Source organism: Tessaracoccus yangjingae (assembly GCF_055326235.1).
Map to the genome: position 1 here is coordinate 379,673 of NZ_JBUZNN010000002.1, position 25,395 is coordinate 405,067.

Genomic DNA, 25,395 nt, shown 5'->3' on the forward strand with positions numbered 1-25,395 from the left:
TCAGGCGCCCAGGTCGTGCAGGTGGTGCGTCAGGTCGTGGGCGAAGTAGCGGCCCAGGGAGAGGGCCGTGAAGCGCGACCCGTTGCTGCGGAGCCCGGTCCACTCCCACTGGTCGCCCTCGGGCTCCGACCAGGCCTTGGCGGCCGCCTCGCCGCGCTCGGCGATGAGGATCCGCGTGGCGTTGGCGTCGGAGAGCCAGTACTCCGCCGCGGCGGCGTCCTGGTCCCAGTCCTCGAACTCCGCGCCCGCGCCGTCGCTGTCGAGGATCAGGCCCAGACGCGCCGTCATCACCTCGCACACGTCGGCGACGTGGCGTCCGTACTCGATGGCCGACCAGGTGCCGGGGTAGGGGCGCTCCTCGGCGCCGCGCTGGTCGACGGCCGCCTGGAAGCGGGCCGAGGCGTCGCGGATGAGGGAGGGAAGGCTCTCGGGCGCCACTGCCTTGGCGTCGAATCCGCATTCGGGACACGGGCGCTCGTTCACCCAGGTCCAGTCCTTGGTGTCCGGCTCGGCGGGCTGCGGCGGGATCGGGGGCGTGCTCATGCGGGCGAGCCTAACCGATCGACTACGCTCTCCCGCGTGATCGTTGCCGCCGCCGATGGCTCTGCCCTGTCCAACCCCGGCCCCGCGGGCTGGGCGTGGTATGTCAGCGACGACATCTGGGCGGCCGGCGGCTGGGACCACGGCACCAACAACATGGGCGAGCTCATGGCGGTGCTGGACCTGCTCCGCTCCACCGCGCACCTCGACGAGCCGCTGCGCATCCTCTGCGACTCGCAGTACGTGATCAACTCCCTGACGAAGTGGCTGCCCAGTTGGAAGCGGAAGGGCTGGAAGAAAGGTGACGGCAAGCCCGTCCTCAACGTCGAGCTGATGAAGGAACTCGACGCGGCGCTCCAGGGTCGCAAGGTCCAGTTCGAGTGGGTTAAGGGCCACGCGGGACACGCGATGAACGAGGCGGCCGACGAGCGCGCCCGCGCCGCCGCCACCGCCTTCCAACGCGGCGAGCCCGTCGCACACGGTCCGGGCTTTCCGGCCACCTCGCGCCCCGTGGGCCGCAGCGACTTCGCAGTCGGTCAGGTGGAGCCCGAACCGGACCTGTTCTCGTTCTCGGCGGCCGAGGAACCCGACGCGCCCAGACCCGTGGCCGGGTCCGCCTCGCCGCGCACCAAAGCCGCCCTGGTGCGGCTCACCCGCGCCGCCGTCGAGGACCCCGCCGCCGCGCCCCTTCACCACGACTTCGTGGCGCACTCCGCCGACGGGGCCCAGACCGGGTCCGTGCCGTGGCAACCCGGCGGTGACGTGGAGTTTCACGGGGTCGACACCCTGGGGGCGGGGTCGACGCTCGTGCGGTGGCAGGGCGACGGGGCGCTCGTCAGCGCGCTCTGGCTGGAGCTCCCGGCCGGCTGGCGGCTCCGCTTCGCCCAGGCGACCAGGATCGGCTGACCCGGCTTTCCGCTTGAGACCTCCCCGCGGGGGCCCGCTGGGTAGAGTCGGCAGGGCCGTACCCGGCCGACCCCCGCCCGGGTGGCAGAAGGGACAGCAGCGTCATGACCACCTACCGCGTGGGCTACTTCGTCGGAAGCCTCTCCTCCACCTCGATCAACAGGACCCTGTCGAAGGCTCTCATCTCCGTGGCGCCGAGGGATCTCGAGTTCAGCGAGATCCGCATCGACAACCTGCCCCTCTACTCGCCCGACTACGACGGCGACTACCCGCAGGAAGGACGCGCGCTCAAGGAGTCGATCGCGGCCGCTCAGGCCATCCTGTTCATCACCCCCGAGTACAACCGGTCCATCCCCGGGGCGCTGAAGAACGCCATCGACTGGGCGTCGCGGCCGTGGGGGCAGAACTCGTTCGACCACATGCCCGCTGCGATCATCGGGGCCTCCATCGGCAACATCGGCACGGCCGTGGCCCAGCAGAGCCTCCGCTCCGTGCTGGCCTTCTGCAACGCCCGGCAGATGACCGCGCCGGAGGCCTACATCAAGCTCGACGGGATCAACGTGACCCCCGACGGCGAGATCACCGACGACGGGCTCAGGGAGGTCCTGGCGAGCTTCATGGCCGAGTTCCGCGAGCACATCCAGCGCGTGCTCACCGTTCTACCGCGTGAATGACACCTGACGCGCGCCGATAGGATGGCGCGCATGAGTCACGTTCTTGCCGCCGTCGCCTGGCCCTACGCCAACGGTCCCCGTCACATCGGTCACGTCTCGGGCTTCGGCGTGCCGTCGGACGTGTTCTCCCGGTACATGCGGATGGCCGGGCACGACGTGCTCATGGTCTCGGGCTCGGACGAGCATGGCACCGCCATCCAGGTGAAGGCGGATGCCGAGGGGCTCACTCCCCGGCAGACCGCCGACAAGTACCACCAGCAGATCGTCGAGGACCTGCAGGGTCTCGGCCTGTCCTACGACCTCTACACCCGCACCACCACCCCCAACCACTACCGGGTGGTGCAGGACCTCTTCACCGCCCTCTACGACAACGGCTATGTCAAGGCCGAGCGGCAGATGGGCGCCATCTCGCCGTCGACCGGCCGGACGCTGCCAGACCGGTTCATCGAGGGCACCTGCCCCATCTGCGGCTACGACAACGCCCGCGGGGACCAGTGCGACCAGTGCGGCAACCAGCTCGACCCGGCGGACCTGATCGACCCGAAGTCCAAGATCAACGGCGAGACCCCGCAGTTCGTCGAGACCGAGCACTTCTTCCTCGATCTGCCCGCCCTCGCGCCGATGCTGGGCCAGTGGATCGACAGCCGCGAGGACTGGCGTCCCAACGTGCTGAAGTTCTCCCACAATCTGCTGGCCGAGATCCGGCCCCGCGCGATCACCCGCGACCTCGACTGGGGCGTGCCGGTGCCCCTCGACGGATGGCGCGACGCGCCCATGAAGCGCATCTACGTCTGGTTCGACGCCGTCATCGGATACCTCTCGGCCTCCGTCGAATGGGCCCGCCGCTCGGGTGACCCGGAGGCGTGGCGCGCCTTCTGGAACTCCACCGCCGCCCGCTCGTACTACTTCATGGGCAAGGACAACATCGTCTTCCACTCGGTGATCTGGCCAGGGATCCTGCTGGGCGCCAACGGGCAGGGCACCAGGGGCGGCGAGGTGCGCCCGTCGCTGGGCGAGCTGCAGCTCCCCACCGAGGTGGTGAGCTCCGAGTTCATGACCATGAAGGGCTCCAAGGTCTCCAGCTCCCGAGGGGCATCGATCTTCGTCGGCGACTTCCTGGCCGAGTTCGGGCCGGACGCGCTGCGCTACTACATCGCGGTGGCCGGGCCGGAGAACCAGGACACGGACTTCACCTGGGAGGAGTTCGTGCGCCGGATCAACTTCGAGCTGGCCAACGAGTGGGGCAACCTGATCAACCGCTCCATCTCGATGGCGCACAAGAACGTCGGCGCAGTGCCGGAGGCAGGTGAGCTGACGGAGGCTGACCTGGCGCTCCTCGACGAGGCACGCACCGCCTTCGACGTGGTGGGCGAGCACATCGCCGCCCGCCGGTTCAAGGCAGGCATCACCGAGGCGATGCGCATCGTGGGGCTGGCCAACAAGTATCTGTCGGACCAGGAGCCATGGAAGCTGAAGGACGACGTCCCCCGCCGCGACACCGTCCTCCACGTGGCCCTCCAGGTGGTCTCGGACTGCAACACGCTGCTCACCCCGTATCTGCCGCACTCGGCCCAGAAGGTGTTCGAGGCTCTTGGCGGCCAGGGCGTGTGGGCGGCGCAGCCCCAGATCGTCGAGGTGACCGACGGGGACCTCACCTACCCCACCCTGCAGGGCGACTACGCGGCGCAGGGCGCAGTGTGGGAGTCGCGGCCGATCGTGGCCGGCACGCCGCTGACGAAGCCTTCGCCGCTGTTCACGAAGCTGGACGAGACTCTGGGCGTCACCGGCCCGAGCTGGGCTCCGATCGCGGGCTGACGCGGCGCACCGCCGCCCGCATGGGCGACGGCGTGAAGCCGGCCGTCAAGGCTTCGAGCCGGAGGGCCGGCTCGGCCCGGTAGAGCGCCACGCCTCGCCGCACCAGCACCAGCGGCGGCTTGCGGCGCTCCTCCAGGTCGCGCAGCAGCCGGCGCACGAAGTTGGTCTCGCGCCGCCTGTCCAGCCACAGCGCCTCGACGGCGATGCCGGCCTCGCGGGCCGCCACGAGGGTCTGCGGGGCGAAGATGCCCTCCGCCACCACCACCTCGGCTCCTGCCAGTTCGACGCGCCGCATCCCGACCCTCCTCGACAGCGAGATGTCGTAGCGCGGCACCTCGGCCTCCCCGTCGTCGAGGAGCCGGCGCAGGGTCGCGACGGCCAACTCGAGGTCCCAGCAGCGCAGGTCGTCCCAGTCCGGGATACCCATCGGTGTGGTGGGGAGCCCGGGGTGGTCGACGTCGAGGTAGAAGTCGTCGAGGGAGAGGGCCACGGCCCCGCCGTCGGCGGTGGCGAGCCGGGTGAGCCGCGACTTGCCGCTGCCGGACGGGCCGGCGACGAGCAGGAGCGTCCGGGTCATTGGAGAAGACTAACGCCCCGGCAGTTGGCGGCTACCAGGAGCCGCCGCCACCGCCGCCGAACCCGCCGCCGCCGGAGAAGCCCGAGAACCCGCTGGATCCGCCCGTCGAGGAGCTCATGCCGTCCATGCGGGCGGCCTGCATGGCGTCCGACATCGAGTGGGTGAGGTTGTTCATGGCGCTGGCGAAGTAGTAGCCGTGCATGAGGTCCGCGCCCACGTACCAGGAGGTGTTGGCCTGGTACAGGCCCTGCGCGCCGAGGTCGGCGAACAGCTTCGACCAGCGGTCCGCGACACCGAACACCATGGCGTAGGGGAGATACTTGCTGAAGATGTCCTCGCCCTCCTCGAACTGGAGGGTCTCCTTCTCCGCCGTCCGCAGGTACAGCTCGAAGCCCTTTGCCTGCGCCAGGTAGGCGGACCCGGTGGCGGTGCGCTTGCGGAACTTGCTCGACATCACGATCAGGCCGATGCCGAAGACCGCCAGCGGGATGCCGATGAGCCCCCAGCCCACGGCGGCCGCGATGAACGTGAGGACCACCCCCGCACCGATGGCCAGCGCGCCCAGCATGATGGGCACCATCTGCGCCGTCGTGGGGTTTCCCTTGAACCAGCCCTTGCTCACCACCGAGGTGTAGAGGCCGTTGCGCGCGTCCGGCAGGACGTCGGCGAACTTCGCCTTGCTCAGCTCCTTCGAGCTGCGCACGCTCTTGCCCTTGAACAGGTCCCCGAGCAGCTTCTCCTCGAAGGGCTCCAGGCGGCCGGCGGGCGCGTGCAGCGCCTCCAGCGTGAAGTCCTTCTTCGACTGCGAGTGGATGCGCAGGTATCCACGCACCGCGAGGTCGACGATGGTGGCCGACACGTCGACGTTGTCCGCCGTGGTGTCCATCAGCGTGCCGATCTCGCCGGGGGTGGCGCCCTTCGGCGGGTGGAACTGCACGGTGACGGGGAACTTCCCGCTGCGCGTGCCGACCCGTTCCTCCTGCCCGGCGAGGGGGGTGAGGCCCGGGGTCAGCCCCAGGTAGACGTCGTCGCGGGCGTGGCGGCGGCGCACCGCGATGAGCCCCACGATGGCGGCGATGAGGCCGGCGCCGGTGACGGCCCCGGTGCCCGCGTTGAGCTCGAACGCGTTGGCCGCGGTGACGCGGCGGGCCTTCTCCTGCGTGACGCCCGGGAAGGTGCCGGCCGGGTACCCGGCCACCACCTGCATCCGGTTGTTGGGGGGCAGGGAGGCCAGCGAGTACGTGGCCGCGTCGCCGGTCTGGGTGGCGTCGCAGGGGGTCTCGGCCGAAGGCCCGTAGAAGCACGCCACCTGCTGCAGCCCGGCGGGGCCGGTGACCTCGACGGTGATGTTCGAGAACCGCGACTCCCACGCGGGCCCGATGACATCCCAGTTGAACTCGTCGAGGCCGCTCACAGGGTGGTCGGTCGCGATGAGGCCGGTCACGTCGTAGGAGAGGGTGTAGTCCTGCGGCGTGGTGTTGAAGATGTTCTCGTTGCCGATCCGCAGCGACAGCATGTCAGAGGCGTTCTCCTGCAGCACCTGGGTGTTTGCGCCGGTGGAGGACGACACGGAGATGTTGGAGTAGCGGAAGACGTAGTTCTCGTCCGGGTTGGCGCCGTCCTCCTGCAGCGTGGGCAGCAGGATGTAGGGGCCGCGGCCCCGGAGCGCGGAGAAGTCCATCGTGAAGTCGATCGTCACGCTGGCGACGCCGTCGGTGGCCAGATCCACGGCCACGTCATACCGGGTGATCGGGGCCGAGTCGTCCGCGGCCGCCGGGAACACCCCCACCCACACGACCGCGAGTGCCAGCAGAAGAGCGAGGAGACCGGAGCGCAGCTTCGTCATGGGTTCCACTGTATCCACTGCCGCCGAACGGTGGCTGAGGATCAGGCGTCCACGCCGAGGGCCTCCGCCATCTCGGACCGCACCGCGGCAAGGCGTTGCGCCGCGACAGCGCGGGCCGCGCGGACGTCGGCTGACTCGTCGACGTCCAGCCGGACCTCCAGGTAGCACTTCAGCTTGGGCTCCGTCCCGGACGGCCGCGCCACGACGTGCACCCGCTCGCCGGTCAGCTCGACGCCGTCCGTGGGCGGGAGCGTCTCCGTGCCGACGGACAGGTCCACCACCGTCACCGGCGCGCCCAGGAGCGCCGACGGCGGGTGGGCGCGTAGGCGGGCCATCGCGTCGGCGATGAGAGACAGGTCCGCGACCCTCACCGACAACTGCGAGGTGGCGGTGAGGCCGTGCTCGCGGGCGATGTCGTCGAGCAGGTCCGCCAGCGTCCGGCCGGCGGCCTTGAGGTCCGCCACGATCCGCAGCACCGTCAGCGCGGCCGTGATGCCGTCCTTGTCCGGCACGGCGCGCGAATCGACGCAGTAGCCGATGGCCTCCTCATAGCCGAAGGCCAAGTCCGGCACCCGGCCGATCCACTTGAAGCCGGTCAGCGTGGTCACGTGCTGACGCCCAGCAGCCGCCGCCATCCGGCCCAGCAGCGTCGACGACACCACCGAGTTGGCGAACGTGCCGGGCACCCCGCGGGCGATCGCGTCGTGGCCCAGGACGGCGCCCAGCTCGTCGCCGGTCAGCATCCGCCAGCGCCCGTCGACCACGGCGGCCACCGCGCATCGGTCAGCGTCGGGGTCGTTGGCGATCACCACGTCCGCGTGCTCCGACTCCGCCAGGGCGAGCGCCAGGTCGATGGCGCCCTTCTCCTCGGGGTTGGGGAACGCGACGGTGGGGAACTCGGGGTTGGGCTCGGCCTGCTGCGACACCTCGACGGGGGCCGGCAGCCCCACGGCCTGCGCCACCCGGCGCACCGTCTTGGCGCCCACGCCGTGCATCGCGGTGTGCACCCAGACCAGGTCCCGGGCGGACTCGTCGGGGTAGAGCGAGGCGGCGCGCTCGACGTAGGCGTCGAGCAGCTCGGCGGTCACGTCGCGGCGGGCGTCTGAGCGGGGGAGCGTGGCCCACCCGTCGGCCGCGACAGCCGCGATCTCCGCCGCGATCTGGGCGTCGGTGGGCGGCACGATCTGGGAGCCGTCGCCGAGGTAGACCTTGTACCCGTTGTCCGCGGGCGGGTTGTGGGAGGCGGTGACCACCACCCCGGCCACGCAGCCGAAGTGCTGGATGCCGAACGCGACGACGGGGGTGGGGATGGGCTCGCCCGTCCAGAGCACCTCGAAGCCCGCCCCGGCCATCACCTCCGCGGTGTCGTGGGCGAACTCGTCCGACTTGTGCCGGGCGTCGTGGCCCACGATCACGCGCCCGCCGGAGTGGCCGTTGGCCGCCAGCCACGCCGCGAACCCCGCGGCCGCCTGGGTGACCACCACCCGGTTCATGCGCGCCGGGCCGGGCCCGATGGGCCCGCGGAGCCCGGCGGTGCCGAACTCCAGCGGCCCCGCGAACGCCTCGGCCAGCTCCGCCAGCGCCGGTTCCCGGATGGTGTGGTCGTTGGCCTGGGCCCGGACGATCAGCTCGTCCAGCCGTCCGGCGGTGTCCGGATCGGGGTCTGTGTCGCGCCAGGCCTGCGCCCGGTCCAGCAGGCCGCTCATCTACAGCTCCCCGACGATCCCGGCGAGGAGCGCCGCGAGCCTGGGCCCGGCGTCGCGGCCGGCCTGCAGCACCTCGGTGTGATCCAGCGCGGTGCCGCTCAGGCCCGCCGCGGCGTTGGTGACCAGCGACAGCCCCAGCACCTCCATGCCCGCCTCTCGAGCCGCCAGGGTCTCCAGCGTGGTCGACATGCCCACAAGGTCGCCCCCGAGGACCCCCGCCATGCGCACCTCGGCCGGCGTCTCGTACTGCGGCCCCTGGAACTGGACGTAGACGCCCTCGGGGAGGGACGGTTCGACGCGGTGCGCCAGGTCCCGCAGCCGGCGGGAGTAGGCCTCGGTCATGTCGATGAAGGTGGCGCCCCGGAGCGGGGTGGCGCCGGTGAGGTTGATGTGGTCCGCGATGAGCACCACCGTGCCGGGCGCCCAGGCCGGGTTCAACCCGCCGCACCCGTTGGTGAGCACGAGCGTGGACGCGCCCCAGGCGGCCGCCGTCCGGACCCCGTGCACCACGGGCTCCACCCTGCGGCCCTCGTAGAAGTGGGTGCGGCCGGTGAACGTGGCCGCGACCTTCCCCGCCGGGGTGCGGATGACCTTCAATTCGCCGCCGTGCCCGCTGACGACCGGCCTGCTGAATCCGGGGACGGCTCCGAGCTCGATGCTGCCGACGGACTCGCCGAGGAGGTCTGCGCCGGAGGACCATCCCGAACCCAGCACCAGCGCCAGATCGATGCGGTCTATGTCGAAGCGGGAGCGGAGAAAGTCTGCGGCCCCGGAGGCCAGCTCGAAGGGTTCACTCACCCGGTCCAGCATAGGCGAGCCCCGATCGGGTCGATGGCGGCTGTGGAAAGATGGGGCCGTGACCAAGGTAGTGATCATCGGTGGCGGACCCGGCGGCTATGAGGCGGCCCTCGTGGCCAACCAGCTCGGTGGTGAGGTCACGCTGATCGAGCGCGACGGGCTCGGCGGTGCAGCGGTGCTGAGCGACTGCGTGCCCTCCAAGACGCTCATCGCCACGGCGGAGGTCATGGTGCGCATCGAGAGCGCCCGCCAGCTCGGCCTGCACATCGCCGCCCCGGACGTGAGCGACGTGGTGCGGGTGGACCTCGGCGAGGTCAACGAGCGGGTGCTCACGCTGGCCCGCGCCCAGTCCGCGGACATCGCGCAGCGGCTGCGTCAGGACGGCGTCCACATCGTCGCCGGGTCCGCCCGGCTCGACGGCCCCACCCGCGTCGTCGCCTCCACGGAGGCCGGCGAACAGGGGTTCGACGCAGACATCGTGCTCGTGGCCACCGGCACCACCCCGCGTGAGCTGCCAGAGGCGCAGTGCGACGGGGAGCGGATCCTCAACTGGAAGCAGGTCTACAACCTCACCGAGGTGCCCGAGCGGCTCATCGTCGTGGGCTCCGGCGTGACCGGGGCGGAGTTCGCCTCGGCCTACGACGGGCTCGGCTGCGACGTGGTGCTGGTGTCCTCGCGCAAGCAGGTGCTCCCTGGCCAGGACCAGGACGCGGCCGCGGTGCTGCAGCGGGCGTTCGAGCGCCGCGGCATGGAGATCATGAGCGAATCGAGGGCCTTCGCGGCCCGCCGCGACGGCGACGGCGTGGTGGTCTCGCTGGAGGACGGCCGCCAGGTGCGCGGCTCGCACTGCCTCATGGCCGTCGGCGCGATCCCCAACTCGGCGGGCCTGGGGCTGGAGGAGGCGGGCGTGGCGCTGACGCCGTCGGGCCACATCACCGTGGACCGCGTCTCGCGCACCAGCGTGCGCAACATCTACGCCGCCGGCGACATCACCGGGGTGTTCGCCCTGGCCTCGGTGGCCGCCATGCAGGGGCGCATCGCCATGTGGCACGCGCTGGGGGACGCGGTCACCCCACTGGACCTCAGGCGCGTCTCGTCCAACGTGTTCACCACCCCGGAGATCGCCACCGTCGGCATCACGCAGGAGCAGGCGGACACCGGCGACGTCCGGGTGGCGTCCGTGCTGCTGCCCCTGGCCTCCAACGCCCGCTCCAAGATGCAGGGCTTCACCGACGGCTTCGTCAAGCTGTTCTGCCTGCCCACCACCGGCATCATCATCGGCGGGGTGGTGGTGGCGCCACGCGCCTCCGAGCTCATCCACGCCGTGTCGATCGCCGTGGCGCAGAAGGTCACGGTGGACGACTTCAGCCAGGCGTTCACGGTCTACCCCTCGATGTCCGGCTCGATCGCGGAGGCCGCCCGCCGGCTGCACAGCCGCGACGGCGCCCTGCTGACCACGTGAGTCAGCCGCGCAGCTCCGGGAACTGGTCGTAGCGGAAGTCGACGATCTCGACGGAGGCGTCGAACTCCCGCGCGCGCAGCACCACGCGGCGCACCTTGCCGCTGATGGTCTTCGGCAGCTCGGCGAACTCCACCCGGCGCACCCTCAGGTACGGCGCCAGGCGCTCCTTGGCGTGCTGCAGGATGGACAGGGCGGTCTCCGCCGTCGGCTCCACCCCGGCCGCCAGCGCGATGTACGCCTTGGGAACGGCCAGCCTGATCGGATCCGGGGACGGCACGATCGCCGCCTCCACCACCGCGGGATGCTCGATGAGCACCGACTCCAGCTCGAACGGCGAGATCTTGTAGTCGGAGGCCTTGAACACGTCGTCGGTGCGCCCCACGTAGGTGAGGTAGCCGTCGTCGTCGACGCTCACCAGGTCGCCCGAGTGGTAGCGACCATCCGCCTGCGCGGTGGGGGCGCCCCCGAGGTAGCCCGACATCAGGTTGTACGGCCACGGCTCCAGAGGCAGCGTGATCTCGCCCTGGCGGGCCGCCTGGCCGGTGTCGGGATCGATGATCTCCACCGCCACGCCGGGCATCACCTTGCCCATGGCCCCCGGCTTCACCGGCTCGCCGGGCGCGTTGCCGACGGTGCACGTGGTCTCGGTCTGCCCGTAGCCGTCGCGGATGGTCAGGCCCCACGCGCGCCGCACCGTCGAGATCACCTCGGGGTTCAGCGGCTCGCCGGCGCCCACGATCTCGCGCAGGGCGGATGGGCGCTCCCCGAGGTTGGCCTGGATCATCATCCGCCACACCGTTGGAGGCGCGCAGAAGGTGGTGACCTTGGCGTCCTCGAGCTCGCGCAGCAGGGCGGCGGCGTCGAACCGCTGATAGGTGTAGCTGAACACCGTGGCCTCGGCGAGCCACGGGGAGAAGAAGCTGGACCAGGCGTGCTTGCCCCAGCCCGGCGAGGAGATGTTGAGGTGGACGTCGCCCGGGCGGACGCCGAGGAAGTACATCGTCGAGAGGTGGCCGACGGGATAGCTGAGCTGGGTGTGGACCACCAGCTTGGGGTCCTTCGTCGTGCCCGAGGTGAAGTAGTAGAGCACGGGGTCCGAGGCGTCGGTGACCACCGGGCGCGGGGCCGCGGGCCACCCGGCGGCGTCGGCGACGGAGCGCCACCGGTCGTGGGCCGCGCCGGTGGTGAGGAACAGCGGCCCCTCGACGGCGTCGAACTTCGCCTCGTCGACGGGGTTGGCGAGCACGGCCCGGACCCCGGCCCGCGGGACGCGGTCCTCGAGGTCGAAGTCCTGCAGCGCCTGGGATGTGGGAAGGATCACCGCGCCCAGTTTCATCACCGCCAGCATCGCCTCCCACAGCTCGATCTGGTTGCCCAGCATCAGCATCACGGCGTCGCCCTTGCCCACCCCCTCGGCGGCGAGCCAGCCGGCGAGCCGGTCCGAGCGGTCCACCAGGTCCGCGTAGCTGTAGCGCTCGTCGCGGTCCTGCTCGTCGCGGATCCAGAGGGCGAGGTCGTCGCGGCCCCGGCCGACGGCGTCGAACCAGTCGATCGCCCAGTTGAAGGGCCCGTTGATCTCGGGCCATTCGAACGACTCCCTGGCCGCGTCCCCGTCGCCCCGGAGGCCGAGCAGAAGGTCACGTGCGGCGCGGATGGCCTCGGTTGCGGTGGACATCAGGCTCCCAACGGTCGCTGAACCTACTGTCGCGTAGGCGCAGGGTCAACCGTAGCGACCCCGTCCCGCGGTGGGGCCCGTGGGCCCTGGACGCGGTGTCCTCAGTCGTCGAGGAGCCCCATGAGGAGCGAGAAACCGCCGATCATCAGCGCGCCGTGCGTGATCTGACGCAGCGCCGGGTCCATGCCGTAGCGGCCGTAGTACCCCTGCGCCCACGGCGCGTACTGCTGGTTCTCCCAGTAGGGCACCTGCCGGGCGCCCATGGGCACGAGGCGGATGGACGGATCCAGGCCCGTCATGACCCGTTGCACGTCCGCCGCGCACGCCGGAACGTCGCGCACCGCGCCGCCGGGAGGGGCCCAGCGCACGTTCTGGGTGGAGGGGCCGTGGGCCGGGTCGAAGAAGCACGGGGGCCGCTTCTCCGGCAGGGGATGCCCGTTGACGCGGGCCTTGACGGAGGCGACGGCGAACCGGCCGTCCTCCAGGATCTCGGCGATGCGGCGGACGTCGGCGTCCGTCTGGGCGCGCTGCAGCTGGTTCTTGGACCCGTCGTAGGCGTCCAGCGCCCGCGTGTAGTCGGCAGCGGCCGCGGCGTCGAGCTCCCGGCCCACCACGTCCAGGTCCAGGTCGCGCAGCTCGCCGCCGAAGGTGGTGATGTCCTCGTCCAGCGCGGCGCGCGCCCCGGGGCTGATCGGGTAGACCGGCTGCTGGTAGGGGTGCGGCTGCGGGTAGCCGGGGTGGGGGAGCGCGTAGGGATCGCTCCAGCGGTTGATCTGCGGGGGCGGGGGTGCTGACCGGCGTGAGGTGATCGAGACGATGATGCTGACCACGACCATCACCATGATCATGGTGAAGAGACCGGAGAACATGTGGCGGATCCTTAAGGCCGGGGCTGTTCACTCAACGATAACCCCGGCCTCAAGCTCAGCTCACTCGGCGTCGACGATCTCGCAGAGCACCTCTCCGGCCGTGACGGCCTGGCCGGCCTCCACCCGCAACCCGACGATGACGCCGTCGCGGTGGGCGTTGAGCGGCTGCTCCATCTTCATGGCCTCGATCACAGCGATGGTCTCGCCCTCGCCCACCTGCTGCCCCTCCTGGACCGCCACCTTGACGATGGTGCCCTGCATGGGGGAGGTGAGCGAGTTGCCCGACGGCGCGGAGACCTTGCTCCCGCCCCGGTCCCGCTTGGTGGGCTTCTTCACGGCCTTCGACGCGGCCGGCCGGGCGCCGAAGCCGCCGGGCAGCTTCACCTCGACGCGCTTGCCGTTGACCTCCACCGTCACGATCTCCGGCTCGGGGACGTCCTCGGCCTCGCCGAGCACCCCCGTGTACGGTGCGATCTCGCCGGTGAACTCCGTCTCGATCCACCGGGTGTGCACGCCGAACGCACCGTCGGGCGCGGTGTAGGCGGGCTCCTCCAGCACCGCCTGATGGAACGGGACGACGGTGGGCATGCCCTCGATCTGGAGTTCGGCCAGAGCCCGGCGCGACCGGGCCAGCGCCTGGTCCCGGTCAGCCCCCGTGACGATCAGCTTGGCCACCAGAGAGTCGAACGCTCCCGGGACCGTCATGCCCACGTGGTATCCCTCGTCGACGCGGACGCCGGGGCCCGAGGGTGCGTGCCACTTGACCAGGGTGCCGGGGGCGGGCATGAAGTTGCGGCCCGCGTCCTCGGCGTTGATCCGGTACTCGATGGAGTGCCCGCGGATCTCCGGGTCCGAGTAGCCCAGCTCCTCGCCCGCCGCGATCCGGAACATCTCGCGGACCAGGTCGATCCTGGTGACCTCCTCGGAGACCGGGTGCTCCACCTGGAGGCGGGTGTTGACCTCGAGGAAGGAGATGGTGCCGTCGAGGGCCACCAGGAACTCGCAGGTGCCGGCGCCGACGTAGCCGGCCTCCTTGAGGATGGCCTTGCTGGAGGAGTACAGGCGCGCCACCTGATCCTCCGTGAGGAACGGCGCCGGTGCCTCCTCGACAAGCTTCTGGTGCCGGCGCTGCAGGGAGCAGTCGCGGGTGGAGACCACCACGACGTTGCCGTGTGAATCAGCCAGGCACTGCGTCTCGACGTGGCGGGGCTTGTCCAGGTAGCGCTCCACGAAGCACTCGCCGCGCCCGAAGGCGGTGACGGCCTCGCGGGTTGCGGACTCGAACATCTCCTCGACCTCGTCCATGGTGCGGGCCACCTTGAGACCGCGGCCCCCACCGCCGAAGGCGGCCTTGATCGCGATGGGCAGGCCGTGCTCGCTGGCGAAGGCGACCACCTCGTCGGCGCCCGCCACCGGGTCTGCCGTGCCCGGCACCAGCGGGGCGCCGACCTTCTGCGCGATGTGGCGGGCCTTCACCTTGTCGCCCAGAGCCTCGATGGCCGCCGGCGGCGGACCGATCCAGATGAGGCCGGCGTCCATGACGGCCTGCGCGAAGTGCGCGTTCTCGGCGAGGAACCCGTAACCGGGGTGCACGGCGTTCGCGCCCGATCGGGCCGCGACGTCCAGCAGCTTGGGGATGTTCAGATAGGTGTCCGCCGGGGTGGCGCCGTTCAGGGCGAAGGCCTCGTCGGCCAGCTTGACGAACAGCGACTCGGAATCGGAGTCCGCGTAGACGGCCACGGATTCGATGCCCGAGTCCCGGGCGGCGCGGATCACGCGGACGGCGATCTCGCCTCGATTAGCGATCAGAACCTTGGAGACGGCGACGTTGCCCACTCTGTTCCTCCTGTATTCGGCTTTGGCTCGGAGTCTATCCAGGTGCGCCGTGCAACTTTGTCCTGCGTCCACTCCCTGTGACACTTTCCACCATGGCCACACCTCCCTTCATCGCAGAGCTTCGCCGGCATGTCGGGCACGCCCCGTTGTGGCTCATGGGCGCCAACGTGCTCGTCGTGCGCGACGGTGAGGTGCTGCTCGTGCGCCGCTCCGACACCGGGGAGTGGGCGCCGATCGGCGGGATCGTGGACCCCGGGGAGAACCCGGCCGAGACCGCGGCGCGCGAGGCGCTGGAGGAGGCGGGCGTCCGCATCGAGGTGGAGCGCCTGCTCTGGCTGGTGGTCAACGAGCCCATCACCTACCCCAACGGCGACGTGTGCCAGTTCCTGGACCATGGGTTCCGCGCCCGGTGGATCGACGGCGAGGCGCGCGTGGCCGACGACGAGTCCACCGATGTGAAGTGGTTCCCGGTCGACGACCTCCCAGAGCCGCGGCGCGGCCGCCTGGACGCCATGGTGGCCCTGGCTCTGGCCGACCCGCGCGACGTGGCCCTGACCCTGTCGGGGTCGGGCTAGCGGTCCCGAAGGGCCTGGAACCAGGACCTGGCCATCTCGTCGGAGGCGTCCCGCTTCACGGGCGGCAGCAGGGCCGTCTCCTTGGAGGACTCCTCGAGCGCCTTCTCCGCCTCGTACTCGCTGACCATCTGCTCGACGAGTTCCTCTCGCTCCTCGATGGGCGGCGCCGGCGTGGTCTCCGGCTCGAGCCTGGTGCGGGGGAGCGCGTAGAGCGCGTGCCGCTGGACCCAGGCGATGAGCTCCTCGCGGACGTGGCAGCGCAGGTCCCACAGGTCGCCCGAGGTGGCGGCCGACACGACGGCGAACAGGCGCACCGGCCCACCGGTGGCGTCTGTCACCTGGAGGCTGACCTCCTTCCTGTCCCACAGCGGGCTGGCCTCGACGATGCGGTGGAGCTCCACCCGCATGGCCTCCACGGGCACGAGCCAGTCAAGGTCCAGCTCGACGGTGCCGAACAGGTGCGCCTGTCCGCGGGTCCAGTTCTGGAAGGCCTGCGTGGTGAACGAGGTGCTGGGCACGATCCAGCGCCGCTGGTCCCACGTGCCCACCACCACGTAGGTCAGCGTGATCTCCTCGACCGTGCCCATCTCGTCGTCGAAGACCACCAGGTCTCCCACGCGCAGCGCGTCGCTGAAGGCCAGCTGCATCCCGGCGAACACGTTCGACAGAGTGGACTGCGCGGCCAGGCCGGCGACGATGGAGAGCAGACCGGCGGAGGCGAACAGCGACGCGCCCAGCGTGCGCAGGGCGGGGAAGGTGAACAGCGCCCAACCCAGTGCGATGGTCCAGACCACCGCGATCAGCACCCGGGCCACCACCTGCATCTGGGTGCGCACGCGGCGGAAGCGCGAGGTGTCGGTGCCCTCCTCCTCACGCGCGCCTGCGACGATGCCGTCCTCCACCGCCTTGATCACGCCGGTGCCCAGGTAGGCGCCGGCAAGGATGATCACGATGAGGAAGCCCTGCATGAAGAGCGGCCGCCACGACGGTTCGGGGTCAGCCGTCGCCATCGCCACCCCGAGGCCCGTTCCGCCGAGCGTGAAGAGCAGCCGCTGGGGCACCTTGAGGCGCCGCGACACGAAGGCGAGGCCCCTCCTGCGGCGCACGATGAAGCTCATGACCACCGAGATGGTGATCGAGAGCGCCGTGCCCGCCAGGAATCCCGCCACGGCGTACGCCACCAGGGTCAGCAGTTCCATGGCCTCAGCCTAGGACGATCTGTCCGTGCGGAGGCTGAGCGCCGACAGGTCCCCGGTGATGGTGAAGGCGCCGTCGTGGACGGCGGACTCGAACAGCATGGAGCCGTTGGCGTCGGCCGTGATCGTGAAGCCCATGGCTGGCAGGTTGCGGCGCAGGTAGGCGGCCACCTCGTCGCCGGCTGGGGCGGTCAGCACGACGGTCACGTTGTTGGCGCTGTCCACCTCCTGCTCGATGTCGGCGCCGCGCGGGATCGAGAAGCCGGGCGGGGCATTGAGGAAGCCCAGGTCCGAGAGCAGCACCCCGTCGGCTGGAGCCTCCGTGGGGGCGCTGACGGTGACCGACGGCGCAGGCGTGGAGTCAGGGGCCGAGGAGCAGCCGGCCACCGCGAGGAGGGCGACGAGGGCCAGGGTGATGCGCTGCACGGGACAACTCTACTGACGAGACGCTCAGCGCCAGAGCGACTGCCAGGGCACGCCTGCGTCGATGACCATCTGCCGGAACAACGGCAGCGACACCCCGACGACGTTGTACGGGTCCCCCTCGACCGCCGTGACATAGGCGCCGCCTCGCCCGTCGATGGTGAACCCGCCCGCCACGCGCTGGGGTTCGCCGGTGGCGGCGTAGGCCTCGATCTCGTCGTCGGGCAGGTCCGCGAATCTGACCACGGTGGACCCCACACGCGTCGAGCGTGTCTCCGCGCCGCCCTGCCGGACCGCGACGAAGTGGCCGGTGTGCAGGAGGCCCTCCCGGCCGCGCATCCGCCGCCACCGCTCGATGGCGGCCTCCTTGGAGCCCGGCTTGCCGTGCGAGCGGCCCTCGAATTCGAGCACCGAATCGCAGGCCAGGAGCACGAAGTCTCCCGTCAGTTGCGGCAGCACCGCGGTGCCCTTGAACTCGGCGAGCCGGGCGGCGAGCCGGGTGGGTACCGGGTCCTGCACCTGGCGCTCGTCGAAGCCGGAGACGATCACCTCCGGGTCCAGCCCGGCGCGCCGCAGCACGGCGAGCCGGGCCGGTGACTTGGAGGCGAGGATCAGCCGCATGTCACATCCGGTGATAGGTCCGCCACGCCTCCCGCCCACCGACGAGCGGCGAGCGGACGGTGCGGTAGTAGGACTTCCACCCGCCGGCCAGCGGCCGGTCGTCGGGGGAGCGCAGTTGTTCCGGGCCGGCGGAGGCGTGGACCACCGCGATGACGGCGGCCACCTCCTCCTCCGTGAGGTGGGCGCCGCTCAGCGTGATCGGCCCGGTCATAGCGGGATGTTCCCGTGCTTCTTCGGCGGCAGCGCCTCGCGCTTGGAGCGCAGCAGGCGCAGGGCCCGGATCACCTGGGCTCGGGTCTCGTGCGGGTAGATCACCTGGTCGACGTAGCCGCGGTCCGCCGCCACGTACGGGTTGGTGAGCTCGTCGTCGTACTCCTGGATCAGCCGGGCGCGTTCGGTGTCCGGATCCTCGGCCGCGGCGATCTGCTTGCGGTAGAGGATGTTGACCGCACCCTGCCCGCCCATGACCGCGATCTGCGCGGTGGGCCAGGCCAGGTTGATGTCGGCACCAAGGTGCTTGGAGCCCATCACCACGTACGCGCCGCCGTACGCCTTGCGCGTGATCACGGTGAGCAGCGGCACGGTGGCCTCGGCGTAGGCGTAGATCAGCTTGGCGCCGCGCCGGATGATGCCCTGATGCTCCTGGCCGACGCCGGGCAGGAAGCCGGGCACGTCGACGAAGGTGAGCACGGGGATGTTGAACGCGTCGCAGGTGCGGACGAACCGGGCGGCCTTCTCCGCCGAGTCGATGTCCAGGCAGCCCGCGAACACCGTGGGCTGGTTTGCGACGATGCCGATGGACCGGCCCTCGATCCGGCCGAAGCCCACGATGATCGAGCCGGCGAACAGGGGCATCACCTCGAGGAACTCGTCGTCGTCGAGGACGTTGCGGATGACCTCTCGCATGTCGTAGGGCTGGTTGGCGGCGTCTGGGACCAGCAGGTCCAGCTCGCGGTCGTGGTCCGTGATGGTGAGGTCCACCTCCTCGTCGTCGAAGAGCGGCGGGTCCTCCAGGTTGTTCTGCGGTAGGTAGGTGAGCAGTTCGCGGACGTATTCGATGGCGTCGTTCTCGTCAGCGGCGAGGTAGTGGGCGTTTCCGGACTTGGTGTTGTGGGTGCGGCCGCCGCCGAGCTCCTCCATGGAGACGTCTTCGCCGGTGACCGTCTTGATCACCTCCGGGCCGGTGATGAACATCTGGGAGGTCTTGTCCACCATGACGACGAAGTCCGTCAGGGCGGGCCCGTAGACGTGGCCACCCGCGGCCGCGCCCATGATGAGCGAGATCTGCGGGATCACGCCCGAGGCGCGCGTGTTGCGCTTGAAGATCTCGCCGTAGAGCGCGAGCGAGACCACCCCTTCCTGGATCCGGGCCCCGCCGCCCTCGTTGATGCCGATGATCGGCACCCCCGTCTTGAGGGCGAAGTCCTGGATCTTCACGATTTTCTCGCCGTACACCTGGCCGAGCGCGCCACCGAAGATGGTGACGTCCTGGCTGAACACGCACACCGGGCGGCCGTGGATGGACCCGGTGCCGGTGATGACGCCGTCGCCGAACGGACGCCGTGCGTCCATCCCGAAGGCGGTGGTGCGGTGACGTGAGAACTGGTCGAACTCGGCGAAGCTTCCTTCGTCGAGGAGGGCCATGATCCGCTCTCGGGCGGTCATCTTCCCCTTGGCATGCTGCTTCTCCACCGCTTCGGCCGAACCCGCGTGCACAGCTTCATCGATGCGCACTCCGAGATTCGCGATCCGACCGGCAGTGGTGTGGATGTCGATCTCCATGGGGTCACCATAGCGGCGCGACAGGCCACTCCCCGGGCCCGCTCAGATTGTGGGGTGGCTTGGCTCGACGGTCCTCGGCGCGGAGCGTCGACCGATCAGCGAGGCGACCGCCAGGGCCACCGTGAGCAGCATGCTCAGCATCATCGCCGGGATCGTCACGCCGGCGATCGTCACATGCGGGCCGTGCTCCCAGATGTCCGCGGTATCGAGGTTGACCCACCCGTCCTCGGCGAGCCGGAGAACGGCCACGGCCAGCTCGCCGGCGTGGCCGAGCACGGCGACCGGCACGCTGACCGAGAGGAGCGTCAGGATCCACCGCGACGCCTTTCCGGGGGCCTCGCGCCTCATCCTCCACGCGAGGAGGGAGGCGGGGATGAGCAGGGCCAGCGCCAGGATGTGGGAGGCGATGTGCAGGGCGCTCGTGTCCCCCTGGGCGGCGAACACGAAGATCGACAGGAACGGTGCCCACACTAGGGCCAGCAGGGTGAGGGGGCGGGACATGCGAGTCTCCTTCTCGGGCCGATGGCGGTGCCTTCGACCGTAGGAGCGGCGGCCTGGAGCCGCATCGGCCCTTTCGCCTAAGTGGGGTTCGGAAGGCCGATCGTCACGCCGTCGACGCGGTGACGGACTCCCGGTAGACGTTGCCCGCCTGGACGCGCCGATTGTGGTGCGCGCCCTGAGGGAGGTCGAGCTTCACGAACACCGACCGCAGGTGGGCGTCCACCGTGCGCTCGGACAGGACGAGCCTGGCGGCGATGCCGGCGTTGGAGAGTCCCTCCGCCAGCAACTCCAGGACCTCCCGCTCGCGGGCCGTGAGCATCGACAGCCCGCCGGGTGCGGCGGGAGGGGCGGGCGCGTCCACCGGTTCTGCGTCCCGGTCGGGCGCCTCGGCTGTCGTCGTCGGCTCCGCCGGTTCGACCGCAAGCGCCCGGACGCTCCCCGCCACGACGATGGCGAACGCCGCATACATCCCGACGAGGACCACCGCTCCCCCCAGCACGGACGCGCCGCCCAGCGCGCCGCAGACGAGGACGAGGAGAGTTCCGGTGAGGGCCGAGCCGGCGACCAGGGCCAGGCGGCGGGCCGCCGCCACGTCGGGCGCGCTCCGCCAGGTGGCGAGCAGGGCTGCCGACGGGCCGACAAGCACCGTGGCCAGGTAGGCGACGTTGAGCGCCATCCCCACCTGCTCGCCGATCGACGACGGCATCAGCGCAGACGCGGCCAGCGGTGCGAAGTCGTCGAAGAACAGCGCAAAGGAGACGGCGGCGCCCACCGCCAGGGCGACGACGGCCACGAGGAGTGTTCGTCCTGTGCCGCGACCGAGGTAGCGGACGCTGAGCAGCGGCACCACGGAGAATGCGCCGATGAGCGGGAGGTGGCCGATTCCGGCGATGACGGCCGCCGCCCAGGCGATCGCCGAGTCCGGGGACACGGACGAGGCGAGGCCGGCGAGCGCCCACAGACCCGGATAGGCGGCAGCCATGACGGCGAGGGCGCTGAGGACGGTGCGGAGGCCCCGCCAGCCCCGCCCGAGGCCCGCGATCACGATGGAGACGACCGCCGTCGACGCGACCATGGCCAGCAGGACCGGCCACGTCGTGGCCGGTAACGTCGCGGGCTCGGCCCCGGTGACCAGGCACACGGCCACCGATGCCAGCGCGACGGCCGCGACCATCACCCTCACGGCGGTGTATAGCGAGGTCATGACCGCGGCCTCCCGTGCTTGTGGCCAGTGTGTCCAGGGTGATCGCCACGGTGTCACACCTGCCGGTCCGGCGTCCAGCCCCCTGCGCCTGCCGGTAGAGGTGCCCGCCCTCCACGCGGTGGGGCTGGCTACGATGTGGCGGTGACGTCCAGCCTTCCCGACGCGGGCCGCATTGCCGCGATCCTCCCCGCCGCGACACTCTGGCGCTCCGTCGAGGTGATCGGGTCCACCGGATCCACCAACGCCGATCTCGCGGCCCGCGCCCGTGCCGGCGCGACGGAGGGCATGGCCCTGGTCTCGATGGAGCAGACCGCGGGCCGGGGAAGGCTCGACCGGCAGTGGGTGAGCCCGCCGGGCACCTCGATCTCGATGTCGGTGCTGCTCACCCCGCAGCCCGAGTTCCCCCAGTGGGGCTGGCTCTCCCTCCTCGCGGGCATGGCGGTGTCGTCGGCCATCGGAGAGCTTGCCGGGGGAGGGGCGGACGTGTCGCTCAAGTGGCCCAACGACGTCCTCATCCGCGGGCGCAAGGTTTGCGGCATCCTGTCCGAGCGCATCGAGCAGCCCGACGGGGCCCGCGCGGTCGTCGGCATCGGCATCAACGTGGACCTGGCGGAGGACCAGCTGCCGGTGCCCACCGCGACATCCCTCGCCCTCGAGGGCCTGCCCACCGATCAGAGCCGCATCGTGGCCGGGGTGCTCGGCCACTTCGAGCGGGTCTACCGCTCCTGGCAGCTGCGCGGCAACCTGCGCGCCGAATACGAGGCCCGGTGCGCCTCCGTCGGGGCGCCGCTGACGGTGATTCTCGACGGCGACCGTCGCGTCTCCGGGACAGGCAGAGGGGTCGACGAGTGGGGCCGGCTGCAGGTCACCACCGCCACCGGCATCGAGACGTTCGCCGTCGGCGACGTCGTCCACGCGAAGCTGAGCTGATTCGTCGGCGCCACGTGCCACACTGGGCGCCATGGCAATCGACAAGGACCAGCTCGGTCGCGGCGAGGTGGTCGTCGCCTCCATGCACACCCACGTCAAGGCGCTGATCGGCCCCGCCCTGATCCTCATCCTCCTGGGCGCCGGCGTGGGCGTCGCCTTCGCCCTGCTGCCGCCCGAGTGGCAGCCCTGGGGGCCGTTGGCGGTCGCCGGGCTGGCCCTGGTGCTCGTCCTGTTCCTGGTGCTGATCCCGTTCCTGCGGTGGGTCACCTCCAGCTACACCATCACGGACCGCCGGATCATCACGCGCCGGGGCATCATCAACCGGCTCGGCCACGACCTGCCGCTGCGCCGCATCAACAACGTCAACTACGAGCGCTCGCTGACGGACCGGATGCTCGGCTGCGGCACGCTCATCCTGGAGACCGCGGCCGGCGAGCCGCTGCGCCTGCCGGACGTGCCGGACGTGGAGCGCGTGCACGTCACCATCACCGAACTGCTGTTCAGCGAGCAGGACGACGGCCAGGAGTAGCGCCTTGGGTATGCTGCCCCGGTGACTCGTCGCTACGCAGTGGCCATCGCCGGCGGTGGGCAGCTGGCCCGCATGATGCACCAGGCCGCCATCCCGCTCGGCATCGACGTCCACCTCCTCGCGGAGGGGCCGGACGTGTCCGCCGCCCAGGTGGTCCGCGGCGCCGTGGTGGGCGACTACCGCAGCCTCGACACCCTGATGTCCTTCACCGACGGCGTGGACGTGCTCACCTTCGACCACGAGCACGTGCCCACCCGGCATCTGGCCGAGGTCTCCCGCAAGGTGGCCGTCCGGCCCGGGCCGGACGCGCTGGTCTACGCGCAGGACAAGGCGCTCATGCGCGAGAAGATGGCCGAGCTCGGGGTGGCCTGCCCCGCGTTCGCGGTGTGCGACACGGTCAACGAGCTGGCCGCCTTCGGTGAGCGGCAGGGTTGGCCCATCATCGCCAAGACCTCCCGCGGCGGCTACGACGGCAAGGGGGTGTGGAAGCTGGACGACGACACCCAGGCCGACGTCCCCTTCGAGGGCATCGCGCACACCTCCGCAGGGGAACGGGTGCGCATCGTCGCGGAGGAGTTCGTCGACTTCGCCCGCGAGCTGTCGGCCATCGTCGTGCGCTCACCGTCGGGCCAGGTGGTGGCCTACCCCATCAGCGAGACCGTCCAGACGGACGGCATCTGCGTGGAGACCTTCACCCCGGCTCCGGGGCTGGACCCAGACCGCGCGGCCGGGCTGCAGCAGATGGCCATCCGGATCGCCACCGAGCTCGGGGTGGTCGGCGTGCTGGCCGTGGAGCTGATGGAGGCCCGAGACGGCCGGATCGTGGTCAACGAGGTGGCCATGCGCCCCCACAACACCGGCCACTGGACCATCGACGGCGCCCGCACGAGCCAGTTCGAGAACCACATCCGCGCCGTCCTCGACCTGCCGCTCGGCTCCCCGGACCTGCGCGACGACGTGGTCGTGATGACCAACATCCTCGGCGGCGCCGAGGAGGACCTCACCGGCGCCCTCATGCATGTCTTCGCCCGGGACCGCGAGATCCGCGTGCACCTCTACGGCAAGGAGGTGAAGGCCGGCCGCAAGGTTGGCCACGTCACCGCCCTCGGCACCAGCCTCGACGACGTCCGCCGCCGCGCCCACCACGCGGCCGGCTACCTGATGGGAGACCCGAATGCCTGAACCCCTCGTTTCGATCGTCATGGGGTCGGACTCCGACTGGCCCACCATGTCGGCGGCGGCCGACGCGCTGGCCGAGTTCGGCGTGCCGTTCGAGGCCGACGTGGTCTCCGCGCACCGCATGCCCGAGGACATGGTGACCTTCGGACGCGAGGCCCACTCCCGAGGCGTCAAGGTGATCATCGCCGGCGCAGGCGGGGCGGCCCACCTGCCCGGCATGCTCGCCGCGCTCACCCCGCTGCCCGTCATCGGCGTGCCCGTGGCGCTGAAGTACCTCGACGGCATGGACTCGCTGCTGTCGATCGTGCAGATGCCCGCGGGCGTCCCGGTGGCGACGGTGGCCATCGGCAACGCCCGCAACGCCGGCCTGCTCGCGGTGCGGATCCTGGCCGCCTCGGACGAGGCGCTGACGGAGCGGATGCTGGACTTCCAGGAGTCCCTGCGCGACGCCGCCCGCGCCAAGGGCGCCGTCGTCCGCGAGGCGTCGGGCCAGCAGGCGTAGCCCACCCCAGTCCACGGTGTGTGGACCCTGTGTGTGATGTCTCAGGACATCGCTGACGGTTGGTGGGCGGGACGAGCCCGAGATGTTCACCCCGATCCCGCGCGGCGAGCCGGCGGTCTCCTAGGACCCGAGCCCGGTGGTGTCGCCGGCCGCGAGGGCGGCGAACACCCCGGCCGCCGCGTCGTCGTCCCAGCGCACGATCGAGCCGACCCCGCTCACGTTGCCCGTGCCGGCGACCGGAACCGTCATGCTGATCCCGCTGCCGGTCGTGGCGGCGACGAAGCCCGCGGCCACGGCCGCCATGTCCAGCAGGCCCGTGTCCTCGCCGCGACCCAGGGACTGGGCGGCGGCCATGTTGAGCCGCCAGTAGCGCACCGGGTTGAGCACGGTGAGCGGATGGATCACCTCGCGGGCCATCGCGCCCATCACCTCCCGCTGGCGCTCGATGCGGCCGAGGTCGCCTCGTGGGTCGCCCTTGCGCATGCGGACGTAGCCGAGCGCCGTCGTGCCGTCCACCGTCTGGCACCCGGCCGACATGGTGAGGTGCGAGTCGCGGTCGTCGATGTCGAACGTGGGGCACACCTCGATGCCGCCGATGGCGTCCACCACGTCGACGACGCCGTCGAAGCCCACCTCGAGGTAGCCGTCGATCCGGATCCCGGTGTTGGCCTCAACCGTCTCGACGAGCAGAGGAGCGCCCCCGAACGCGAAGGCGGCGTTGAGCCGGTTGTCGGAGCGCCCGGGGATCGAGACCAGCGAGTCCCGGGGGAGGGAGAGTAGCACCGGGTCCCCGACGGTTGGGCGGTGCATCAGCATCATGGTGTCCGTCCGCGCCCCGGCCACGCCCGGGCGGGCGTCCGAGCCCACGAGCAGCACGGTGGTGCCCGGCTGGTCCGCCGGACGCTCCCCGGCGGGGGTGGCGTCCACGCGGGTGCCGATGCTCCACGCGATCAAGGGTGTGGCGACGAGGAACACCAGCCACAGCGCCAGCAGGGTGCCGACGAACCGGCGGACCGGCCGCCGGCGGCGGGTCCGCCGCCGGGTGGCCCTCGGCGTGACGGGCGGCGGGGGAGGCGGGGCGCTGGGACGGGCCGCGGCGGACGGGCGCGCCGCCGGCCGGTCCGGCGCGGGGAAGGCGGGCATGACCGCCGTCGGCTCCGGCTGGTCCGGCTGCTCCTGCCGGTACAACCAGTCCATGTCCCCGTCGCGTTGAGCCACCCGTGAGCCTCCTAGTCCGCCGGCCAGGATA

Annotated in this window: 25 protein-coding genes; 9 read left to right on the forward strand and 16 right to left on the reverse strand. The window is 71.1% G+C overall.

What is annotated here, in order from left to right:
- Entirely contained in the window at window positions 1-543 is a 543-nt protein-coding gene (locus ACZK5D_RS04655; protein WP_463664434.1) for a DinB family protein, read from the reverse strand.
- Between the two features lie 36 nt (window positions 544-579).
- Between ACZK5D_RS04655 and ACZK5D_RS04660 the strand changes: the two genes are divergently transcribed.
- From ACZK5D_RS04660 to metG, 3 genes are all read left to right on the forward strand, one after another.
- Window positions 580-1,446, forward strand: a complete 867-nt coding sequence (locus ACZK5D_RS04660) for an RNase H family protein (RefSeq protein ID WP_463664435.1) — start codon at window positions 580-582, stop codon at window positions 1,444-1,446.
- Between the two features lie 104 nt (window positions 1,447-1,550).
- A complete protein-coding gene (locus ACZK5D_RS04665) occupies window positions 1,551-2,120 on the forward strand; it encodes an NADPH-dependent FMN reductase (RefSeq protein WP_463664436.1) in 570 nt (189 codons plus the stop codon).
- A gap of 30 nt (window positions 2,121-2,150) precedes the next feature.
- Window positions 2,151-3,935, forward strand: coding sequence for a methionine--tRNA ligase (metG, locus tag ACZK5D_RS04670; protein WP_458996368.1), 1,785 nt, complete (start codon window positions 2,151-2,153; stop codon window positions 3,933-3,935).
- Here metG and ACZK5D_RS04675 read toward each other — a convergent pair.
- From ACZK5D_RS04675 to ACZK5D_RS04690, 4 genes are read right to left on the reverse strand one after another with little or no spacing between them, the layout of a single operon-like run.
- Window positions 3,901-4,512: a uridine kinase family protein gene (locus tag ACZK5D_RS04675; protein WP_458996369.1), complete on the reverse strand. Its 612-nt coding sequence runs from the start codon at window positions 4,510-4,512 to the stop codon at window positions 3,901-3,903. The two genes, metG and ACZK5D_RS04675, sit on opposite strands and share 35 nt — an antisense overlap.
- Window positions 4,513-4,543: 31 nt before the next feature.
- Window positions 4,544-6,358 carry a DUF2207 domain-containing protein gene (locus ACZK5D_RS04680; protein ID WP_458996370.1) on the reverse strand — a complete coding sequence of 605 codons (1,815 nt, stop codon included), beginning with the start codon at window positions 6,356-6,358 and terminating at the stop codon, window positions 4,544-4,546.
- 41 nt (window positions 6,359-6,399) lie between these two features.
- On the reverse strand, window positions 6,400-8,064 hold the full coding sequence (locus ACZK5D_RS04685; RefSeq protein ID WP_458996371.1) for a phospho-sugar mutase: 1,665 nt from the start codon (window positions 8,062-8,064) through the stop codon (window positions 6,400-6,402).
- Window positions 8,065-8,874, reverse strand: a complete 810-nt coding sequence (locus ACZK5D_RS04690; protein ID WP_463664437.1) for a purine-nucleoside phosphorylase — start codon at window positions 8,872-8,874, stop codon at window positions 8,065-8,067.
- A gap of 46 nt (window positions 8,875-8,920) precedes the next feature.
- Here ACZK5D_RS04690 and ACZK5D_RS04695 point away from each other — a divergent pair, with 46 nt between their 5' ends.
- Complete coding sequence (locus ACZK5D_RS04695; protein ID WP_458996373.1) at window positions 8,921-10,324, forward strand: NAD(P)H-quinone dehydrogenase; 1,404 nt, start codon at window positions 8,921-8,923, stop codon at window positions 10,322-10,324.
- Between the two features lies 1 nt (window position 10,325).
- Here the strand turns inward: ACZK5D_RS04695 and ACZK5D_RS04700 are convergent, their stop codons facing one another.
- The 3 genes from ACZK5D_RS04700 to ACZK5D_RS04710 form a co-directional block, all read right to left on the reverse strand.
- Window positions 10,326-11,999, reverse strand: coding sequence for an AMP-binding protein (locus ACZK5D_RS04700; protein WP_463664438.1), 1,674 nt, complete (start codon window positions 11,997-11,999; stop codon window positions 10,326-10,328).
- A gap of 101 nt (window positions 12,000-12,100) precedes the next feature.
- Window positions 12,101-12,868, reverse strand: a complete 768-nt coding sequence (locus ACZK5D_RS04705) for a hypothetical protein (RefSeq protein WP_463664439.1) — start codon at window positions 12,866-12,868, stop codon at window positions 12,101-12,103.
- A gap of 60 nt (window positions 12,869-12,928) precedes the next feature.
- Window positions 12,929-14,704, reverse strand: a complete 1,776-nt coding sequence (locus ACZK5D_RS04710) for an acetyl-CoA carboxylase biotin carboxylase subunit (RefSeq protein ID WP_458996376.1) — start codon at window positions 14,702-14,704, stop codon at window positions 12,929-12,931.
- A gap of 92 nt (window positions 14,705-14,796) precedes the next feature.
- Here ACZK5D_RS04710 and ACZK5D_RS04715 point away from each other — a divergent pair, with 92 nt between their 5' ends.
- Window positions 14,797-15,279, forward strand: coding sequence for an NUDIX hydrolase (locus ACZK5D_RS04715; RefSeq protein WP_463664440.1), 483 nt, complete (start codon window positions 14,797-14,799; stop codon window positions 15,277-15,279).
- Here ACZK5D_RS04715 and ACZK5D_RS04720 read toward each other — a convergent pair.
- The 7 genes from ACZK5D_RS04720 to ACZK5D_RS04750 all read right to left on the reverse strand — a co-directional run bounded on the left by ACZK5D_RS04720 (window position 15,276) and on the right by ACZK5D_RS04750 (window position 21,006).
- Window positions 15,276-16,478, reverse strand: coding sequence for a mechanosensitive ion channel family protein (locus ACZK5D_RS04720; protein ID WP_463664441.1), 1,203 nt, complete (start codon window positions 16,476-16,478; stop codon window positions 15,276-15,278). The two genes, ACZK5D_RS04715 and ACZK5D_RS04720, sit on opposite strands and share 4 nt — an antisense overlap.
- A gap of 9 nt (window positions 16,479-16,487) precedes the next feature.
- Complete coding sequence (locus ACZK5D_RS04725) at window positions 16,488-16,901, reverse strand: lipoprotein (protein ID WP_463664442.1); 414 nt, start codon at window positions 16,899-16,901, stop codon at window positions 16,488-16,490.
- 24 nt (window positions 16,902-16,925) lie between these two features.
- Window positions 16,926-17,519, reverse strand: coding sequence for a Maf family protein (locus tag ACZK5D_RS04730; RefSeq protein ID WP_463664443.1), 594 nt, complete (start codon window positions 17,517-17,519; stop codon window positions 16,926-16,928).
- 1 nt (window position 17,520) lies between these two features.
- Entirely contained in the window at window positions 17,521-17,730 is a 210-nt protein-coding gene (locus tag ACZK5D_RS04735) for an acyl-CoA carboxylase epsilon subunit (protein ID WP_458996382.1), read from the reverse strand.
- Window positions 17,727-19,301 carry an acyl-CoA carboxylase subunit beta gene (locus ACZK5D_RS04740; protein ID WP_458996383.1) on the reverse strand — a complete coding sequence of 525 codons (1,575 nt, stop codon included), beginning with the start codon at window positions 19,299-19,301 and terminating at the stop codon, window positions 17,727-17,729. Before ACZK5D_RS04740 ends, ACZK5D_RS04735 begins: the two co-directional genes overlap by 4 nt.
- Before the next feature lie 42 nt (window positions 19,302-19,343).
- Complete coding sequence (locus ACZK5D_RS04745; protein WP_458996384.1) at window positions 19,344-19,802, reverse strand: hypothetical protein; 459 nt, start codon at window positions 19,800-19,802, stop codon at window positions 19,344-19,346.
- A 103-nt stretch (window positions 19,803-19,905) separates the two neighbouring features.
- Window positions 19,906-21,006 carry a helix-turn-helix transcriptional regulator gene (locus ACZK5D_RS04750; protein ID WP_458996385.1) on the reverse strand — a complete coding sequence of 367 codons (1,101 nt, stop codon included), beginning with the start codon at window positions 21,004-21,006 and terminating at the stop codon, window positions 19,906-19,908.
- A gap of 141 nt (window positions 21,007-21,147) precedes the next feature.
- Between ACZK5D_RS04750 and ACZK5D_RS04755 the strand changes: the two genes are divergently transcribed.
- From ACZK5D_RS04755 to purE, 4 genes are read left to right on the forward strand one after another with little or no spacing between them, the layout of a single operon-like run.
- Window positions 21,148-21,936 (forward strand): biotin--[acetyl-CoA-carboxylase] ligase, encoded by a 789-nt coding sequence (locus tag ACZK5D_RS04755; protein ID WP_458996386.1) that lies wholly within the window; start codon window positions 21,148-21,150, stop codon window positions 21,934-21,936.
- 31 nt (window positions 21,937-21,967) lie between these two features.
- Window positions 21,968-22,465: a PH domain-containing protein gene (locus ACZK5D_RS04760; RefSeq protein ID WP_458996387.1), complete on the forward strand. Its 498-nt coding sequence runs from the start codon at window positions 21,968-21,970 to the stop codon at window positions 22,463-22,465.
- 21 nt (window positions 22,466-22,486) lie between these two features.
- Window positions 22,487-23,647 (forward strand): 5-(carboxyamino)imidazole ribonucleotide synthase, encoded by a 1,161-nt coding sequence (locus tag ACZK5D_RS04765; RefSeq protein WP_463664444.1) that lies wholly within the window; start codon window positions 22,487-22,489, stop codon window positions 23,645-23,647.
- Window positions 23,640-24,146 (forward strand): 5-(carboxyamino)imidazole ribonucleotide mutase, encoded by a 507-nt coding sequence (gene purE, locus ACZK5D_RS04770; RefSeq protein WP_458996389.1) that lies wholly within the window; start codon window positions 23,640-23,642, stop codon window positions 24,144-24,146. Before ACZK5D_RS04765 ends, purE begins: the two co-directional genes overlap by 8 nt.
- A 120-nt stretch (window positions 24,147-24,266) precedes the next feature.
- Here purE and ACZK5D_RS04775 read toward each other — a convergent pair whose 3' ends face one another.
- Entirely contained in the window at window positions 24,267-25,364 is a 1,098-nt protein-coding gene (locus ACZK5D_RS04775; RefSeq protein WP_463664445.1) for an LCP family protein, read from the reverse strand.
- Between the last annotated feature and the right edge of the window lie 31 nt (window positions 25,365-25,395).

Coding starts and splice junctions, on each gene's coding strand:
- ACZK5D_RS04655 (WP_463664434.1), bottom strand. CDS start 543: ATGAGCACGCCCCCGATCCCGCCGCAGCCCGCCGAGCCGGACACCAAG.
- ACZK5D_RS04665 (WP_463664436.1), top strand. CDS start 1,551: ATGACCACCTACCGCGTGGGCTACTTCGTCGGAAGCCTCTCCTCCACC.
- metG (WP_458996368.1), top strand. CDS start 2,151: ATGAGTCACGTTCTTGCCGCCGTCGCCTGGCCCTACGCCAACGGTCCC.
- ACZK5D_RS04675 (WP_458996369.1), bottom strand. CDS start 4,512: ATGACCCGGACGCTCCTGCTCGTCGCCGGCCCGTCCGGCAGCGGCAAG.
- ACZK5D_RS04680 (WP_458996370.1), bottom strand. CDS start 6,358: ATGACGAAGCTGCGCTCCGGTCTCCTCGCTCTTCTGCTGGCACTCGCG.
- ACZK5D_RS04685 (WP_458996371.1), bottom strand. CDS start 8,064: ATGAGCGGCCTGCTGGACCGGGCGCAGGCCTGGCGCGACACAGACCCC.
- ACZK5D_RS04690 (WP_463664437.1), bottom strand. CDS start 8,874: ATGCTGGACCGGGTGAGTGAACCCTTCGAGCTGGCCTCCGGGGCCGCA.
- ACZK5D_RS04700 (WP_463664438.1), bottom strand. CDS start 11,999: ATGTCCACCGCAACCGAGGCCATCCGCGCCGCACGTGACCTTCTGCTC.
- ACZK5D_RS04705 (WP_463664439.1), bottom strand. CDS start 12,868: ATGTTCTCCGGTCTCTTCACCATGATCATGGTGATGGTCGTGGTCAGC.
- ACZK5D_RS04715 (WP_463664440.1), top strand. CDS start 14,797: ATGGCCACACCTCCCTTCATCGCAGAGCTTCGCCGGCATGTCGGGCAC.
- ACZK5D_RS04720 (WP_463664441.1), bottom strand. CDS start 16,478: ATGGAACTGCTGACCCTGGTGGCGTACGCCGTGGCGGGATTCCTGGCG.
- ACZK5D_RS04730 (WP_463664443.1), bottom strand. CDS start 17,519: ATGCGGCTGATCCTCGCCTCCAAGTCACCGGCCCGGCTCGCCGTGCTG.
- ACZK5D_RS04735 (WP_458996382.1), bottom strand. CDS start 17,730: ATGACCGGGCCGATCACGCTGAGCGGCGCCCACCTCACGGAGGAGGAG.
- ACZK5D_RS04740 (WP_458996383.1), bottom strand. CDS start 19,301: ATGGAGATCGACATCCACACCACTGCCGGTCGGATCGCGAATCTCGGA.
- ACZK5D_RS04745 (WP_458996384.1), bottom strand. CDS start 19,802: ATGTCCCGCCCCCTCACCCTGCTGGCCCTAGTGTGGGCACCGTTCCTG.
- ACZK5D_RS04750 (WP_458996385.1), bottom strand. CDS start 21,006: ATGACCTCGCTATACACCGCCGTGAGGGTGATGGTCGCGGCCGTCGCG.
- ACZK5D_RS04760 (WP_458996387.1), top strand. CDS start 21,968: ATGGCAATCGACAAGGACCAGCTCGGTCGCGGCGAGGTGGTCGTCGCC.
- purE (WP_458996389.1), top strand. CDS start 23,640: ATGCCTGAACCCCTCGTTTCGATCGTCATGGGGTCGGACTCCGACTGG.